Raw genomic sequence first — 16,802 nt, 5'->3', positions numbered from 1 at the left:
AAGTTGACGTTGGAAGTTATTGCTTCTTTGACGGGATGGGAATTTATTTTAGATGCTCTATCTGTAGCATGACTTTAGGAAATTGGTATAACAGCATCGATTACAGTAGCACTAGCGACTACAGCACTAACAGTAATAGCGATGATTGCGGTGGCGATTACAGCACTAATAGCAGCGACTACAGTATTAGCAGTCCCGCCTGCGGAGGTAGCTTTGGCGGTGGCGACTCCAGCGGTGGCGGTGCGGGTGGCGATTACAGCAGCAGCATTAGCAGTCCCGACTACGGGCGTAGCTTTGGCGGTGGCAACTCCAGCGGTGGCGATGCGGGTGGCGACTACAGCAGCAGCAGTAGCAGTAGCAGTAGCAGTAACGACTACAGCAGCAGCAGTAGCAGTAACGACTACAGCAGCAGTAGCAGTAACGACTACAGCAGCAGCAGTAGCAGTAGCGACTACAGCAGTAGCAGTAGTAGCAGCGACTCTAGTAGTGGGGGTGGCGGTGGGGATTGGTAATTCGGGAATGGAGGCAGAAACCGAGTTTTTTTAACAGGAATTAGTCCCCCTCTGCGGGGACTTCGTTTGTGTAGTTGCAGTTTCCAGCGCCCCACTCGCGAGGCAGGGCTGTTTTATTTTCGGGTACGATCAAAAGTAAAAGCGATCGCCTATCTCATAAGCTTTTTAGCGTTCGCTCAACAAAAACATATATGCCGACTCTAATCTTATTTCTTAGAAAACATCAATGAGCCACGCCCAAAATTAGATAAAAAACATCTACTAGGACGGATTTTACTATTAGTTATAGTGGTCAAATTTGGGTTATTTGAATAGAAAAATATCTCTTAAATACCAGTGCTAAATCCACCAAAAACTAATCTTTAAGACATTTTATCTCACTCGCTAATGATAAAATACAATCAATGTTATTATAGTATTAGACGAGCAATGATGTTAGTTGACATCTCTAATTTAATCGACACATTTAATCAATGGGCTAGTCAGCTAACTACCTCAATTGATTTAACTGATTGGGTCTCGATTGATGGTAAAGGTCTCAGAACTACCTGCCAAAACTTCCCGAAGAACTCTCAAAATTGTGTGTCTATTGTGTCCTTATTTAGTCAGCACCCTGGTTTGGTTTTCAGATTGCAAAATTTTGATAACAAAAAAAGTTCAGAAATCGGACAGGTACAAGAGCTAGTAAAGGGTTATATTCATCGAGGAAACGTATTTACATTGGATGCTTTGCATTATCATAAAGAGACAAATACTTTGATTTCTCTGATTAAAAAAGATTATATTTTTGCTCTTAAATGCAATTAAAAAAAATTTAAACACGCTATGCAAATTACAGAAAATTAACCATCTAGAATTCAAACGAGATCGTAAATATTAGTCATTGTCGTCACCAGAGTCAGAAAGGTATCTGTGTTTGATATTCCTGCCCATAAACTAAAGAATATCGATCAATTAAACAGGGTGTAGTTACCAGTTTAATTAAAGTGGAAATCAGCGGTACTCGTGGGAAAAAAGATTATAAACACCTTGCGTATTACATCAGCAGCTTATCGGTATCAGCCGAAATATTTGCGTCAAAAATCCGAGGTCATTGGCTAATTAAAAATCAGTTACATTCGGTAAAAAATGTAGTTTTCAAGGAAAATATATGGCCTCGACATAACTACATAGCAGTCACTAATTTATCAGTCCTGACAAGCATCGCTCTTAATCTTTACCGATTCTTAGGTTTTCCTCATTAACCTGCGGTCAAAGATCGTTGGTAACAAGTTAAGCTAAGAAAGCATTTGTCAATCAGCAATTATGCTCAACATTTACTCGGATTTTGGGCATAAAACTGAGATTTGGGCGATCGAGGAATCATGCCGAGGGTGATATTTATACTTACTCCCTCTTAAATCGTGAATTTTCCACTCCTAAAAAAGCAGTTTTTTTGATTAATATTACTGATTGACAAATGCAATTAAGTCTTAAATTGTCACCAATGGTCAAAGATGGCTAAACTAGAAGCTAGAAAAGCTGATGATTTTACTTAATTAAAAAGATATATTGGCTTAATTATTAGCTCGTAATTTAAAAATTAAAATTCCTCAACTTATTCACAGAAATGAAAACAGTTTATTCAACTATAAATAAAATTTATAGTTGATTTTTTAGTGTCCGACGAGCACATGAATCTTTTCATTCAAAATTTTAGCTGTGCTAAAATCCGAGAAGGAAACAGCCCTTCCCTCTAGGGGCTGAAAACCTCTCGCTTGTAAAGGAAAGAGGCCGACGACTTACTTAAAAATGCCTGAAACCCCTGTAAATACTAGATTTATGCCTATTCGAGCTGAAAGTCTTTATCCAATCCATCTAGGTTTGAAGCCATTTTCGCCTCAGTTTTGCTATAAGTCCCTTTAAATCAAAGGATTTCTGATTTTCGTCGTTTTAGATCCATCGCAAATCGATCTACCAAGCTCAACAACAAATACTTATCTGTAACTTGCAATTAAGATAAATTAGTCAGGATAACAGCTTCCAGATTGACCTGTAACAGTAATTGCTAATCAGTTAGGCTCCATTGTGTGCGATCGCATCTATAATAAGTAGGATGCGATCGCTAATCCTATCAAACAGCATGACAAAAGGTTGCGATGACTCATTGCAAATTTTAATTATTTAGCATAAGATTTATTAAGGGTGAAATCAACCGTGAAATATCAACTCCTTTTTTTTATCCCAACCTAAAAAATTGCTTGAGTTGGGTTCACTATAAAATCATCAAAAACTTGAGTTTCTACTACCCAGCTCATCTTTTTAAATAGCATAGGAATTTTTTAATGAAACCGAATTTAGTTACGGTAGCTTTAAGTGCGATCGTCCTCCTCGGGCTGCCCAGTTGCAGTACGACGACCAGCAGTGCCACCACGACAACAGCGCCCACGACTGCGGCAACACAAACCCAAACCTCGATTAAAGTTGGGGCGTCAAGCAGCACTTTGGGTCTGATTAAGGTGCTGCAAACCAACTACGAAGCTAGCGCAAAAAACGTCAAAATTACCAACCTAGAACCAGGGCAGTCAGAAAATATAATTGATGGGGTTAAACAGACATTAGTCGATGTAGGTGCAATATCAAGAACATTAAAGCCAGAAGAAAATGATGGCACTTTAGAGTCTCGTGATGTTGCCCATGATGCCCTTTTAGTGGCCACTAATTCCAGCGTCACAGGGGTGAAAAACCTCACTACTGAAGACATCAAAGGCATTTATAGCGGCACTATCACCAACTGGAAAGAACTCGGAGGAACCGATGCTAAAATTGTGCTGCTCGATCGCCCAGAAGATGAATCTGCTAAGCGGCTATTGCGGAAATATTACCTAGGAGCAGATTTAAAAAATTCATTAGAAGCAGTAGTATTTCGGAAAGAAGGGGAATTGATCGAGGCAATTCAAAGCACTCCTTACAGCATCGGTACCTTTTCCCTGGCTCACGCCATTTCCGATAAACTACCTGTCAACCGCCTCAGCCTCGACGGGGTTGAACCAACACGAGAAAATGTCAAAGCGGGCAAGTATCCGATGGTTCGGACAATTTCAATTCTCTGGCACAAAAAACCTTCAGAGGCTACCCAAGCGCTACTTGAATACATCTCTAGTCCGCCAGGAATCAACGCGATGGAGCAGTCTGGCTTTATTTCCGTGACCCAATCCGCCAAGAATTAAGAGCTGTGGCCATCCGATCGAGATACCGGCGGTTACCCGTTTCCGCCAAGTTGTTATCGCCTCTGTTGTTGGCATTTCTGAGTCTATGGACTCTCGGAACCTTGGGTTTTGGTTATTTTGCTAGAATCAATTTAGAACAGATAGCACGAAACGAGATGGTGGATCTGGCTAGTATGCTGCGGGAAACTCTCAAGCAAAGGCAAGAATCACTCAGTGTGAAAACCCGTTCCGTGAGTGAGGATAATGATGTCATCAGAGCAGTAGGTGAGGGCGATCGCGCTTTATTACTGCGAACTGTATTACCAATCCAAGCTGGTTTAAAACTGGATTTGATCAGAATAGTTGACACTAATGGTCAAGTCTTAGTGTCTTCACAGTTGGGAGCAATAAGGCAGGCGAAATTGCAGGATGCCTCTGTCAACCGTGCCGCCCGCATTGGACTAGAGTTATCAGGCATTCTCCTAGCAGAAAACGGGGCTCCTTCTTCGATGATTGCCTCCATCTCGATCAAATCATTTAAAAAAGTGCTAGGTGGCTTGGCTGCGGGAGTAGCCATCGACGACACAGCGCTAAAGTCAATTCGTGGCGACACATCCATACATTTGGTGGCTTTTGAGGGGGAGAGGGTGACGGCTGCTACTTTGCCACTTCCGCGCGATCGACCTTGGCAATTTCGACAGCCAGACGGGTTGCCCACCAAAATTAGGATTGCAGGTGAAGAATACCTGATCGCAACAATCGAATTACAAAGTTTTGATGGGGCAACTCTCCAAATTGCTGTACTCAAGTCTGCTAAGGAAATAGACGAAGCAGAACACCATTTATGGTTTGTGGTGGGCGGCTTTGGTCTATTAGGAAGTGTCCTGATCGCAGTCGTGATGATCGGAGGTTTGCGTCTGACCCAAGCTCTGAGCCTTCGCATTCAAAGACTGACTAAGGCAACCCAGGAATTGGCCAGAGGCAATTTAGCCATTGGTATTCCGGTTGATAGTCAGGATGAAGTGGGGCTTTTAGCTCAGGGATTTAAAAGTATGGCAGAGCAGCTTATGGCTCGCGATCGGCAACTGAACCAACAGTTGCAACAACTAGAGAGTACCCTTGAAGAACTGCACCGCACCCAGAGTCAGATGGTGCATCACGAAAAAATGTCGGCACTGGGGCAAATGGTGGCAGGGATAGCGCACGAAATTAACAACCCGGTCAGCTTTATCTACGGCAACCTGTCTTATCTCAACGATCACATCCATGACTTACTGGGATTACTAGATGCCTATCAAAAGCACTATCCCAACCCGTCCCCATCACTTCAAGATGACCTAGACGATGTGGATCTAAACTTCCTACAAGAGGATCTCACTAAGATTCTTAAGTCGATGAAAATGGGCACCAGTCGCATTCGGGACATTGTGGTTTCGTTGCGTAGCTTTTCTCGTCTGGATCACTCAGAATTCAAGGCTGTCGATATCCATGAAGGCATTGATAACACCTTGATGATTTTAGAACATCGCCTTCAAGCCCAGCCAGAACGCCCAACCATTGAAGTAGTAAGAGAATATGGCGAGTTACCGTTGGTAGAATGCTATGCAGGTCAACTTAATCAGGTGTTTATGAACTTGCTATCAAATGCGATCGATGCTTTGGAAGATAGCAATGAAGGACGTAGTTTTACGGATATTGCTGACCAACCGAATCGGATTTGGATTAAGACTACCAAAACAGAACAACAGTGGGTGCAGATTGCGATCGCCGATAACGGTACGGGCATTCCAGAGAAAGCGCGATCGCGCCTATTCGATCCCTTCTTCACTACTAAACCCGTAGGAAAGGGGACAGGATTAGGCTTATCCATTAGCTATCAGGTGGTGAAGGAAAAGCATGGAGGAAAACTGTGGTGTGATTCCACTCTGGGCGAAGGCACGAAGTTTGTGATTGAGATTCCCATAGAGGTCGGACTCAGCCAATAAATAGTTGAGAATCTGTTTGCAGTTTTTCGACTCACTGTCAACCGTCAATTGTCAACTGTCTTCTGACTAAAATACTCTGCTACAATTTTCAAAATCCGCGAGGCTGCCAAACCGTCACCAAAAGGATTAATTGCCATTGCCATTGCGTTGTAAGCTGCGGAATTGCTGAGCAATTCTGCCGCTGCTGTGAAAATTGTATCAGAATTCGTACCCACAAGTTTAGCCGTCCCCCCAGAAATTGCCTCAGGTCTTTCCGTGGTTTCTCGTAATACTAAAACTGGCTTGCCCAAACTAGGTGCTTCTTCTTGCAAGCCGCCGGAATCTGTGAGGATTAAATGACTTCTCTGCATCGCTCCTACTAATTCTGCGTAATCTAAAGGTTCAGTTAAAAATACTCTCGGATGGTCGCCCAAAAGAGCTTGCAAAGGTTCTCGAACTGTCGGATTTCGGTGTAGAGGTAAGAGCAAGGCTGTATCGTGAAAATTATCTAAGATTTGGAGAAATGCCTGAGCAATTCCTGCTAAAGGTTTTCCCCAATTTTCCCGGCGGTGAACAGTTGCTAAGATAGTGCGATATTTGCTCCAATCTAAGTTAGGAATATTGCATTCTGGTTCGCGTTTAGCTACTGCAAGCAAAGCATCGATTACTGTGTTGCCTGTACGGTGAATTTCTCCCAAAACGCCCGATCGCCCTAAATTCTCTTGGGCAAGCGCTGTCGGGGCAAAATGCAGCCGTGTGAGCTGAGATATTAACCGTCGGTTAGCCTCTTCGGGGTAAGGATTGAACACGTCGTCTGTCCGCAATCCTGCTTCTACGTGACCTACGGGTATTTTATGGTAAAATGCAGCCAAAGCAGCGGCAAACGCAGTCGTTGTATCGCCCTGAACTAACACGATTTCTGGCTGCAATTCTTTAAACAAAGCTTCCAAACCCTGCAAACTCCGGGAAGTAATATCCGTCAAGGTTTGCTGGTGCTGCATAATTGCTAAATCCCGATCGGCTTTTAGATCGAACATTCGCATTACTTGCTCGACCATTTCTCGGTGCTGACCGGTTAAAATTACTTGGGTGTCAAAGGTTGGCGAATTTTTGAACCGTTGAATTACTGGGGCTAGTTTAATCGCTTCCGGGCGAGTTCCTAAGACGATGCAAACGCGGTGTGTGGCTTCGGGCATGGTAAAATTAGGTGTAGGTTTATTCATATTGCCGTGTTCGTGGGGGCGGGTTTTGGAGATTGTGGGTTTTAGGCAATTATTGTCGGTGAAACCCGGCAATACAGGATTATTGGCATTAGTGCAAGATGTTAGTTTATACCAACTTACTTAATATTAAAACCCGCCCGTACATTTTTAATTGTTAATTGTCATGCCCTATCGTTACATTCTCTTTTACAAACCCTACGACGTTTTAACTCAATTCACTGACAACTCCAGCGAGACTAAACGCAGCACTCTCAAAGACTATATTCCTATTCCTAACATTTATGCAGTAGGAAGGCTCGATCGCGATAGTGAAGGTTTGTTGCTGCTAACCGATGACGGACAAATGCAGCACCGCCTCAGTGACCCGAAATTCGCTCATCCCCGCACTTACTGGGTGCAAGTTGAACGAATTCCTGATGCAAGTGCGATCGCAGCTTTGCAGACAGGTGTCACAATTCAAGATTATCGGACTCGATCGGCAAAAGTGCAATTATTGTTAGAAGAACCACCTTTGCCGCCCCGCGAACCGCCGATTAGATTTCGCAAAAACATACCGACAGCTTGGCTGGAAATCACCCTGACAGAAGGCCGCAACCGCCAAGTGCGCCGGATGACCGCAGCAGTAGGGTTTCCGACGCTGCGGCTAGTCAGGAGTGCGATCGGGCATTTGCGTCTGGAAGGCCTCAAACCCGGTGAATGGCGGGAACTAACTCAAGCCGATTTTAGATTTTAGATTTTAGATTTGAGAATTACAGTTAACAGTCTTGACGGTTAGGACATTCTTGATAGTTGAAACTATGACTGTGGCTGCATTTTCCTTCTTCCTTCTTCCTTCTTCCTTCTTCCTTCTTCCTTCTTCCTTCTTCCTTCTTCCTTCTTCCTTCTTCCTTCTGCTTACTTTCGAGGCGGCAAAATAAAACTCTCCTTTCCATTCCGATCTTTTTTCACCTGAGCTCCCAACTTGACAAGAGCTTGTTTCGCCCTTTGACGCACCAACTTATCAGTTGTTTGATCGTAAACCGTACTCCAAGCAATAAACCGCACCGGCACGCTATCGGGATCTCTGCGCAAATACTCAGCAGTTGCTCGAAACATCGGCGCCAATTTCGACCATTCCGGGCTTCCTTGCACCCAATCAGCAGCCATTTCGTGAGAGCGAATTGACTCGGGAATATCCCCCAACAGCAGCAACTCATCAAGACCTTTAGTTCGCCACACTATCCACGATTGGGAATGAATTTGCGGCGAAAGGGCAAGGGCCCTAGTACCGCGCTCTATAAAATTAACAGCAGTTTCAGGCTTTCCCTGATAAAAAGAAATAGCTGTGGAAAGAAACAGATAGATGTCAGACCACCGCGGGTCGCGCTGCGTAACTATGTCAAAATAATCTTGGCTCAGATTGTAGCCCGTTACATCTCGCGCTTCGTCGTCGCCAAAATACTGCAAAAATTTGAGAAATGTCCAATCTGCAATTAAATTGTCAAACCCAAAACTAGGGATAGTTTTGAGCATTTTCAGCCGCAGGGCTTCTTGCTGCGCTTCTTGCTGTGCGGCTTGCTTGAAACTGGCAGCAGAAATTGCAGACAGCGGCTTTTGCCCCTGAACGCCAGCAGAGGGCATTCCGCCCAACTCCCCGCTCGACTGCATGGCAACGACCCCCGCCAGCGCTGCTAGACCGATAACTCCATTAACGAGCAGGCTCAACCACTTACGCGAAAATTGTTCGATTTTAGCTTCCACGGCACATTTAAATCCAAGTTTTAAATTAAGTTTATTAAAAGAGAGTAGTAATTGGTTGGCGATCGACTAAGAATCTAGTTAAACTGTCGAAAGGGATCGTGGAGCCTCCACACAATAGTTTAAGTAGTAGTGTGAGATTTTTTAGCAATATAAAATCTCAAATCAAAAATCTAAAATCGAATTGAGCCAAATTCAATGAATCAAGCCCGCAGACGCTTTTCTAAGTTACAGGCAGCCCTGTTCAGTGGGGCGATGGCAACAACCGCTTCGATATCTTTACTCGTTCCGGGCCTGAGTCAATCAGTCCGCGCCGAGCTTCAAGATAGCCCCAAAGCTGTCTTAGACGAAGCTTGGCAAATTGTGAATCGAGAGTATGTTGATGGCAGCTTTAACAAGACTGACTGGCAAGTAACTCGCCAAGACTTGCTGAGCAAAAATTATACTTCTCGCGAAGCTGCTTACACCGCCCTCCGCAAAGCCCTAGAGAAATTAAACGACCCCTACACGCGCTTCATGGACCCGAAGCAGTACGAAGCGCTGACGAATCAAACCTCCGGGGAACTGACAGGGGTGGGGATGAGGCTGGAAGAAGACGAGAAAACGAAAGCGATTAGGGTAGTCGAGCCGATGGAAAATTCCCCGGCCCTCAAGGCAGGGATTCAAGCGGGCGATACGATTTTGGTGATTGACGGCAAAGCTACCAAAGGAATGACTGTCTCGGATGCGGCTCAGATAATTCGGGGCGCTGAAGGCACGAAAGTCACGCTGCGGATTGCTCGTGAGGGCAAAAGCGAGTTTGATATCACTCTGACTAGGGCGAGAATTGAGGTAGCAGCGGTTCGCTACAGCCTCAAGAATGAAGGCGGTAAGAATGTCGGTTACATCCGCTTGCAAGAGTTTAGCTCCCACGCGGGCGAACAAATGCAGGCGGCGATTAAAAAGCTCTCGGATCAGAAAGCTGACGCTTTTGTGTTGGATTTGCGGGGCAATCCCGGCGGCTTGCTGCGAGTCAGCATTGATATCGCTCGGATGTGGATGGATACCGGGGCGATAGTCCGCACAGTCGATCGCGCGGGCGATTCTCAGGAAATGCGGGCAAACCGCACTGCAATCACTGACAAGCCTTTGGTGGTGCTCGTGGACGACAACTCGGCCAGCGCCAGCGAGATTTTGGCCGGTGCTCTGAAGGACAACAAGCGCGCAACTGTGATGGGCGGCCAAACTTTTGGCAAAGCTTTGGTGCAGTCGGTGCATTCTTTGGCTGACGGTTCGGGATTGGCGGTGACGATCGCTCACTACTATACTCCCAACGGTACGGATATCAGCCACAAGGGGGTTACTCCCGATGTTAAGGTCGAAGTAACTGACGAACAAAAGCTGAAATTAGCTAACAAACCGACGTTGGTGGCGACTAAGGACGATCCTTGCTACGCGCAGGCGATCGCACTTTTGCAAACTACCGCTTCGTCTGCCCGTCCGGTTGTTGCTAACGAGCTTGTTCCTGTCAAAAAATAGTTCAAATTGGCAGTCATTCACAATTAGCTTTAAGATAAAACCCGCGCCGGCGGGTTTTGTTTTTTAGTTATTAGTTATAGCAGAAGGAAAAAGGAAGAAGGAGCAAGCGATCGTACCCCTCTCCAGAGCGATACAGTCATTGCGACGAAAGACAATCAACCTTTAGCCTTCCTGACTGGTGTTACTAAAACTCTGACTTCTTAAAAAAGTTGGGCATCTAACATATCTCGCGTTTTACTTTTAATTAGGTTGACGTACTTAACAATCAGGAATTAATATTAAATCAACGTTAAATTCATCGGAAATTTCAAGAATCATGCGTTCTCAACTTCAGTGGCAACCTCAACCAATTCACAACGACATATCAAGTCGAGCCGCAGTCTTGCAGTCATCGCTAACCTGGCATCAGACCACTTTTAGTGGAATCTGGTTTGGTGGCTTTGAGTCCGACGATAACGTTCAAGATCATCCCGTCACCATGCTGACTCGCTTCGATCCGGGTGGCTTTTTCCCGCTACACGGACACCCGGGTGGAGAAGAAATTTTGGTACTCCAGGGTAACTTCGCTGATGAAACCGGTGTGTATCCTCCAGGATCTTATATGCTCAATCCCGAAGGGTTTATCCATCGTCCTTATAGCGATGAAGGTTGCCTGACATTTGTTAAATTACGGCAACATGGTGGAACCACTCGCCAGCAGGTGAAAACGAATATTTACGAGTTGTCCTGGCAGCCCGGTGCTATTCCCCAAATTGAAGTAAAGCCACTTTACGAGCAAGAGGGTTTTCCTGAAAAAGTTTGGGTGGAACGCTGGCAACCTGGCACAGCCTTGTCGAACGTAGTTGAATCTGAGGTGAAAGAAATCTTTGTCATCGAAGGCGCTTGGAGTGATGAGTTAGGAGATTACCCAACTGGTAGTTGGCTGCGGTATTCACCCAATTCTCCCTACAGTCCGTCGTCGGCAACTGGTTGTCTGGTTTATGTGAAGACTTATCCTCTAAATTCAACGCGATTTATTGTTGGAAAAGACTTTCGACAGCCTTTTGAGACAACGGAGTCTTGTGGCTAAGGATTCGCAGTGTAAATTGTTAGACAAAACTTCCCCTTTGCGGGGCTGGACTATAATTGCTAATTACTAGAAAAGAGTTTGTAATAACAGCCAACTATTTAATCCTACTATAATACTAGCGACTAACCAAGCTACTGCTTTGAGCCAAAATGGATTCACAAACTCTCCCATTAAGCGGCGGTTTGAGGTAAACATTACCAAGGGAATTACTGCAAAAGGTAATTGCAAACTGAGAATCACTTGACTGAAAACCAGCAAATTAGTTGTACTGCCTTCACCGAACAGGATAATAGAGATCAAAGCTGGTACAATTGCCACCAGTCGAGTCAGCAACCGCCGCAACCAAGGCCGCAGACGAAAATTCAAAAACCCTTCCATCACAATCTGTCCTGCTAGAGTTGCAGTCAAGGTTGAGTTCTGCCCCGAAGCTAATAAAGCAAAGGCAAAAATGGCACTGGCTGAACCCACACCCAGCACCGGAGAAAGCAGTTTGTAAGCATCTTGAATTTCAGCTACTTCTTGATAGCCCGAAAAGTGAAATGTTGCAGCAGACAATATCAGAATTGCTGAATTAATAAACAAAGCTATTGACAGCGCTACGGTAGAATCAATTGTGCTAAATTTAATTGCTTCCCATTTTTTATCGGAAGTTTCTTGCCAAGCACGAGTTTGCACGATCGACGAATGCAAGTAAAGATTGTGCGGCATCACAGTTGCCCCCAAAATACCAACCGCAATATAAAGCATTCCCTGATTTTGCAAAATCTCTAGCTTCGGAACATAACCGAGTAAAACTCCTCCGGGATCTGGTTTGGCAAAAAATATTTCGGCAATAAAACAACCGCCAATAATTGCAATAATCGTAATTACCAAAGCTTCGATATAACGAAAGCCTTTCCCTTGTAAAAATAACACCATTATCACATCTAGCGCAGTGATGCACACTCCCCAAACTAAGGGTATGCCAAATAGCAATTGCAGTCCGATCGCACTACCAACAAGTTCCGCTAAATCGCAAGCCGAAATAGCAATTTCACAAAGTATCCACAGCAAAAAACTAACTCGCGGACTGAAATAATCTCGACAAGCTTGTGCCAAATCTCGTCCCGTTACCACTCCCAAACGCACGCAGAGTGATTGAAGCAAAATTGCCATCAAATTAGATAGCAAAATCACACTTAATAGCGCATAGCCAAACTTTGCTCCCCCCGCTAAATCAGTCGCCCAGTTTCCGGGGTCCATGTAACCCACTGAAACCAAATATCCAGGCCCTGCGTAAGCCAGCATCGTACGCCAGAAATCTTTGCTGTTGGGAACGGGGATGCTGCGGTGAACCTCTGGAAGGCTGGGTCTGTTTTCGGGGTCAGTCATTGGTTTTACCGTTAAATAATTTTCATATTCTTTTCATAATCTCACAAATGTAGCGGAATTTCATCAGTCGGATCCAAATCCGGCAGAGTCACCGTATATATTAAGTTGTCTATATTTTGAGCCTGAACCGAGGTGCGTGCGATCGACTATGATGAGGTCGATCGCCAAAAATCACCATTGTCTGCGAATACTCTATTTCAAAACTCTAGTAGCATTGAAAATAGCAGCTAAAGCCACCCCAACATCAGCAAAAACTGCTTCCCACATGGTAGCTAACCCAAAAGCACCCAAAGCAATAAATATGCCTTTGACTAACATGGCAAAAATGATATTTTGCCAGACAATATTGTGAGTTTTCCGGGCAATTTGGATGGCTTCAGCCACCTTTGACGGTGCATCTGACATAATTACAACATCGGCAGTTTCGATCGCCGCATCCGAACCCAAACCCCCCATCGCTATGCCCACATCAGCTCTAGCAAGCACTGGTGCATCATTAATTCCGTCTCCGACAAAGACAATTTTATCGCCTTTTCTAGATTGGCTAATAAGTTTTTCGATCGCCTCGACTTTTCCTTCGGGCAATAACTCGGCTAAATAGGAATCTAAACCGAGCTTTTTCGCAACACTATCGGCTACAGCTTGATTATCTCCTGTGAGCATCACGATTCGCTCAACACCCAGTTTCTTGAGGTCGCGAATAGCCTGTACTGCGTCTTCCTTAAGCTCGTCAGCAATCAAAATATACCCAGCGTAGCGGTTGTCTACCGCTAAATGCACGATCGTACCTTCAGCATTGCAGACATCGTGAGCAATGTTTTCTCGGTGCAGCAAACGGTCATTTCCCGCCAGCACAATTTGATTATTTAATTTTGCTCGGATGCCGTGTCCCGCTATTTCTTCGTAATTTTTCACATCCGATGAATCTATTTTTCCGCCGTAAGCTTCCAGAATAGATTTCGCGACAGGATGATTGGATTGAGATTCTACTTTAGCCGCTATTTCCATGAACTCAGATTGTGAAAAACCCTTTGTAGGCACAATTTGTGCTACTTGAAAAACTCCTTTTGTCAGAGTGCCTGTTTTGTCCACAACAACTGTCTTGACTGCTGTCAGGGTATCTAAAAAAGTCGATCCTTTAACCAAAATACCGCGCTTGGCTGCACCGCCAATTCCCCCAAAGTATCCCAGAGGAATGCTAATCACCAATCCGCAAGGGCAGGAAATAACTAACAAGACTAGGGCGCGGTAAATCCATAAAAAGCGATCGGCATTAGTTGCCCCTGAAATGAACAAAGGCGGAATTAAAGCCACTGCTAGCGATGCAAATACTACAAAAGGCGTGTAGTAACTGGCAAATTTGCTGATAAATTTCTCAGTTTCAGCTTTTTTGCTTCTGGCATTTTCTACTAATTCCAGAATTCTGGAGATTGAAGATTCACCGAAGAGTTTGGTAACTTTGACGGTGAGAACTCCTGTCTGGTTAATTGTTCCTGCTAAAACTGTTTCTCCAGCTTTCACGGTTCGAGGTACTGATTCTCCAGTTAGCGCAGACGTGTCAATCTGAGAGTTGCCGTCTATAATTTCACCGTCTAAGGGAATTTTTTCTCCCGGTTTGACAAGGATGATATCGCCGACGGCTACGGTTTCTGGCGAAACTTTTTTGATGTCGCCGTTGTCCTTGAGGTTGGCATAATCTGGGCGAATTTCTAAAAGCGATTTGATCGATTGACGCGATCGCCCGATCGCAAATTCTTGAAAAAGTTCTCCGATTTTGAAAAACAACATCACCCCGACTGCTTCAGGGAGTTTGTGAATGGCTACAGCGCCCAGTGTTGCTATAGTCATTAAGAAATTTTCATCAAAAAATCGACCTCGCAGAATATTGCGACCCGCACTGGTTAAAACATTCCATCCGCTTAAAAGATAGGCTGGGATGAAAACTAGATATTCACCTATAGAATAGGGCGTGTTGTGCAGTTTTTCTTCAAAAATTAAACCGCCGACAAATAGTACAACAACCAATATCACAGGAATCAATTCTTGCTTGAGGTTAAAATCTCCGTTCCCGTGGCCGTGGTCGTGGTCGTGGTTATGATTCTCATGGCTGTGTTCGTGGTGGTCGTCGTGACTACAGCAGCCGGAATCGCTCGATTTGGCTTTTTGCATGGTTTTTCCTGGGTTTATTCTAACACATGATAGTATGAATAGATATTCATATTGTATAGTCAAAAATAAAATATAGTAGATTTTTAATTAAAAATCTACTATATTTTATAAATATATTGTTAAGTTGGTAGGGACTGTTACTAGGGATTAAGAGTAATAACTATTCTCAGTTTCCGATTGAGAGAGAGAATGATTATCCATAGTCGTTAGTGATTAACTAATTAAGCCGCCGGATAAACTCTAAAGGCAAACCATCAGTATCGGCAATAAAAGCTACTTCGTAAACATTTTGCCCGATCGCCTGTTGAGTCGGTTCTAATAAAACTTTCAAAGCTTGAAACTGATTTGGTTGGTCTTTAGCAGCTTCCTCAAACCCCTCTTTCAGAGACTGCAACCAACTAGGCAAGTCAGTTGTCGCTTCAGTTAAATCGAAAGATAAATGATAATATCCAACATAATGCTCGTCTCCGAAAGCATCCGGTGCGGGTTTGGGTTCCGGGATTTGAATTAGTTCGATGCGTCCGTTGAGACCTTCCATCCAACAGGCTAGGGTGTAACCTGTGGTAAAGCGATCGCTCACAGTAAATCCCAACTGTTCGTAAAAGGCGATCGCCCGGTGAATGTTAGCAGTGCGAATCGAGGCGTGGTGCATTCGATTTTAGATTTTAGATTTTAGATTTTAGATTTTAGATTTTAGAAGGGAAGTAGGAATTCCGGCTTAGGATTTTAGATTTTAGAGGGTAAATTCGTAATTGGGAATTAAAAACGGTCGCATCTTTAGTGCGAAAGCAATAGAGCCTTCTTCCCTCTTCCCTCTTCCCTCTTCCTTCTTCCTTCTTCCCTCTTCCTTCTTCCTTCACTTATTCAAACAACCGAAAATAGGGATATCTAATCGGAACTCCCGGCTCTTTTTCCAAATCAAAATTAATCACTTCCCAACAAGGGTCTTCTTGGGGATCGGGGCTAAAATCCACAGGCAAACCGTACAGTCTCGGCCGCGGCGATTCCGACTGGCCCCGCCAAGGCGTGCTGCGTTCCAAATAAGCGCTGATTAAGTCCCGATAGCGTTGAGCAACGATCACGCGAGTTGCTCGGTAGCCTTGAGTATAGAGTCGATCGAGCGCTTCGTGAATTTCAAACCGAATCCCGTCCGGGTGCGTGTGCTGGCGATACCATTCACTCTCCCAGCGGCGCCAGTGCCGCCCAGACTGAAGGTGAACCAGTTCCCCAGTTTTTGGATCTGCCTCAAATGCCCCGTGACGCGGACACAAATAGGTATCCGTGAGCGTTAGAGCCGGAATTGTTTGGCGACAGTGGGGACACTGAATTTCCGGGCCAAACATCGGGTATTGCAAGGCAACTTCAATCATTTATTTGCGTCCCAGCATATTTTCTCTGCAAAAGTGCCAAATACTTTTATTATATCCCGTATCAACAACCAGCTAATCTGCTAGAAGTATAACGATCGACCAACAAATGAGCAATCTCAACGAATCTCTGCCTGCACTTCCTTCCTATTGGCCAAGACCAGATCTATCCCAAGCGGCTTTTGTCGCTGAAGGTGCTGTTGTCATCGGCAGGGTAGAGGTGGCTGCGGGCGCTAGTATCTGGTACGGGGCGGTGGTGCGGGCGGATATAGAGCGAATTGCGATCGGCTCAACTACTAATATCCAAGATGGAGCAATTCTGCACGGCGATCCGGGAAAACCAACCGTTTTGGAAGATTTCGTGACAGTCGGACACCGAGCCGTGATTCACTCAGCTTACATTGAACGGGGCTGCCTGATCGGGATTGGGGCGATCGTCCTCGATGGAGTGAGGGTCGGAACAGGCTCTATCGTCGGTGCAGGGGCGGTTGTCACCAAGGACGTTCCCCCTCACACGCTAGTTGCGGGAGTGCCTGCCAAACGCCTCCGGGATGTCTCTGAGGAAGAAGCTGCGGAGTTGGTGGAACACGCTAAGCGTTACGAAAAGTTGGCTTTGGTTCACGCGGGGAAAGGTTCTGAGTTGGGATTTGGTTAGTTGATAGAATAAGATTTTAAGCAAAAAAC

General features: G+C 44.9%; 15 protein-coding genes. 8 read left to right on the top strand and 7 right to left on the bottom strand.

The features are described 5' to 3' along the window. The first annotated feature begins 141 nt into the window (after positions 1-141). The 4 genes from E5S67_RS11365 to E5S67_RS11350 all read left to right on the top strand — a co-directional run bounded on the left by E5S67_RS11365 (position 142) and on the right by E5S67_RS11350 (position 5,685). The gene (locus E5S67_RS11365) at positions 142-546 is read left to right on the top strand and encodes a hypothetical protein (protein ID WP_216670361.1); all 405 of its coding nucleotides are present in this window, start codon (positions 142-144) and stop codon (positions 544-546) included. Between the two features lie 353 nt (positions 547-899). Further along, positions 900-1,319, top strand: coding sequence for an ISAs1 family transposase (locus tag E5S67_RS33305; RefSeq protein WP_422614742.1), 420 nt, complete (start codon positions 900-902; stop codon positions 1,317-1,319). A gap of 1,517 nt (positions 1,320-2,836) precedes the next feature. Then, positions 2,837-3,721: a substrate-binding domain-containing protein gene (locus E5S67_RS11355; protein ID WP_172187172.1), complete on the top strand. Its 885-nt coding sequence runs from the start codon at positions 2,837-2,839 to the stop codon at positions 3,719-3,721. Positions 3,722-3,771: 50 nt separating this feature from the next. Beyond that, positions 3,772-5,685 (top strand): sensor histidine kinase, encoded by a 1,914-nt coding sequence (locus E5S67_RS11350; RefSeq protein ID WP_216670359.1) that lies wholly within the window; start codon positions 3,772-3,774, stop codon positions 5,683-5,685. A gap of 44 nt (positions 5,686-5,729) precedes the next feature. On the opposite strand, the gene wecB is transcribed toward E5S67_RS11350, so the two are convergent. Continuing rightward, on the bottom strand, positions 5,730-6,887 hold the full coding sequence (wecB, locus tag E5S67_RS11345) for a non-hydrolyzing UDP-N-acetylglucosamine 2-epimerase (RefSeq protein WP_246276735.1): 1,158 nt from the start codon (positions 6,885-6,887) through the stop codon (positions 5,730-5,732). Positions 6,888-7,050: 163 nt separating this feature from the next. Here wecB and E5S67_RS11340 point away from each other — a divergent pair, with 163 nt between their 5' ends. Beyond that, positions 7,051-7,620, top strand: coding sequence for a pseudouridine synthase (locus tag E5S67_RS11340; RefSeq protein ID WP_172187168.1), 570 nt, complete (start codon positions 7,051-7,053; stop codon positions 7,618-7,620). A 22-nt stretch (positions 7,621-7,642) separates the two neighbouring features. Here the strand turns inward: E5S67_RS11340 and E5S67_RS11335 are convergent, their stop codons facing one another. Both E5S67_RS11335 and E5S67_RS11330 read right to left on the bottom strand, forming a co-directional pair. Beyond that, on the bottom strand, positions 7,643-7,819 hold the full coding sequence (locus E5S67_RS11335) for a hypothetical protein (protein ID WP_172187104.1): 177 nt from the start codon (positions 7,817-7,819) through the stop codon (positions 7,643-7,645). Next, positions 7,782-8,627, bottom strand: coding sequence for a hypothetical protein (locus tag E5S67_RS11330; protein ID WP_172187166.1), 846 nt, complete (start codon positions 8,625-8,627; stop codon positions 7,782-7,784). The genes E5S67_RS11335 and E5S67_RS11330 overlap by 38 nt, the downstream gene beginning before the upstream one ends. A gap of 195 nt (positions 8,628-8,822) precedes the next feature. On the opposite strand from E5S67_RS11330, the gene ctpB reads away from it, so the two are divergent. Together ctpB and E5S67_RS11320 are read left to right on the top strand one after the other, a co-directional pair. Further along, entirely contained in the window at positions 8,823-10,142 is a 1,320-nt protein-coding gene (gene ctpB / locus E5S67_RS11325) for a carboxyl-terminal processing protease CtpB (protein WP_172187164.1), read from the top strand. A 316-nt stretch (positions 10,143-10,458) separates the two neighbouring features. Continuing rightward, on the top strand, positions 10,459-11,211 hold the full coding sequence (locus tag E5S67_RS11320; RefSeq protein ID WP_172187162.1) for a cupin domain-containing protein: 753 nt from the start codon (positions 10,459-10,461) through the stop codon (positions 11,209-11,211). Positions 11,212-11,277: 66 nt separating this feature from the next. Here the strand turns inward: E5S67_RS11320 and E5S67_RS11315 are convergent, their stop codons facing one another. The 4 genes from E5S67_RS11315 to E5S67_RS11300 all read right to left on the bottom strand — a co-directional run bounded on the left by E5S67_RS11315 (position 11,278) and on the right by E5S67_RS11300 (position 16,121). Beyond that, entirely contained in the window at positions 11,278-12,582 is a 1,305-nt protein-coding gene (locus E5S67_RS11315) for an Nramp family divalent metal transporter (protein ID WP_172187160.1), read from the bottom strand. A gap of 192 nt (positions 12,583-12,774) precedes the next feature. Beyond that, a complete protein-coding gene (locus E5S67_RS11310) occupies positions 12,775-14,751 on the bottom strand; it encodes a heavy metal translocating P-type ATPase (protein WP_172187158.1) in 1,977 nt (658 codons plus the stop codon). A gap of 217 nt (positions 14,752-14,968) precedes the next feature. After that, positions 14,969-15,403 carry a VOC family protein gene (locus E5S67_RS11305; protein WP_172187156.1) on the bottom strand — a complete coding sequence of 145 codons (435 nt, stop codon included), beginning with the start codon at positions 15,401-15,403 and terminating at the stop codon, positions 14,969-14,971. 208 nt (positions 15,404-15,611) lie between these two features. Next, positions 15,612-16,121 carry a TIGR02652 family protein gene (locus E5S67_RS11300; RefSeq protein WP_172187154.1) on the bottom strand — a complete coding sequence of 170 codons (510 nt, stop codon included), beginning with the start codon at positions 16,119-16,121 and terminating at the stop codon, positions 15,612-15,614. A 106-nt stretch (positions 16,122-16,227) separates the two neighbouring features. On the opposite strand from E5S67_RS11300, the gene E5S67_RS11295 reads away from it, so the two are divergent. Next, complete coding sequence (locus E5S67_RS11295; RefSeq protein WP_172187152.1) at positions 16,228-16,773, top strand: gamma carbonic anhydrase family protein; 546 nt, start codon at positions 16,228-16,230, stop codon at positions 16,771-16,773. Positions 16,774-16,802 lie beyond the last annotated feature (29 nt).

It is taken from the genome of Microcoleus asticus IPMA8 (genome assembly GCF_013179805.1).
Lineage (GTDB): Bacteria > Cyanobacteriota > Cyanobacteriia > Cyanobacteriales > Microcoleaceae > Microcoleus > Microcoleus asticus.
Note: the sequence above shows the minus strand (reverse complement) of the source record. Positions and strands in the feature narration are given on the sequence as shown.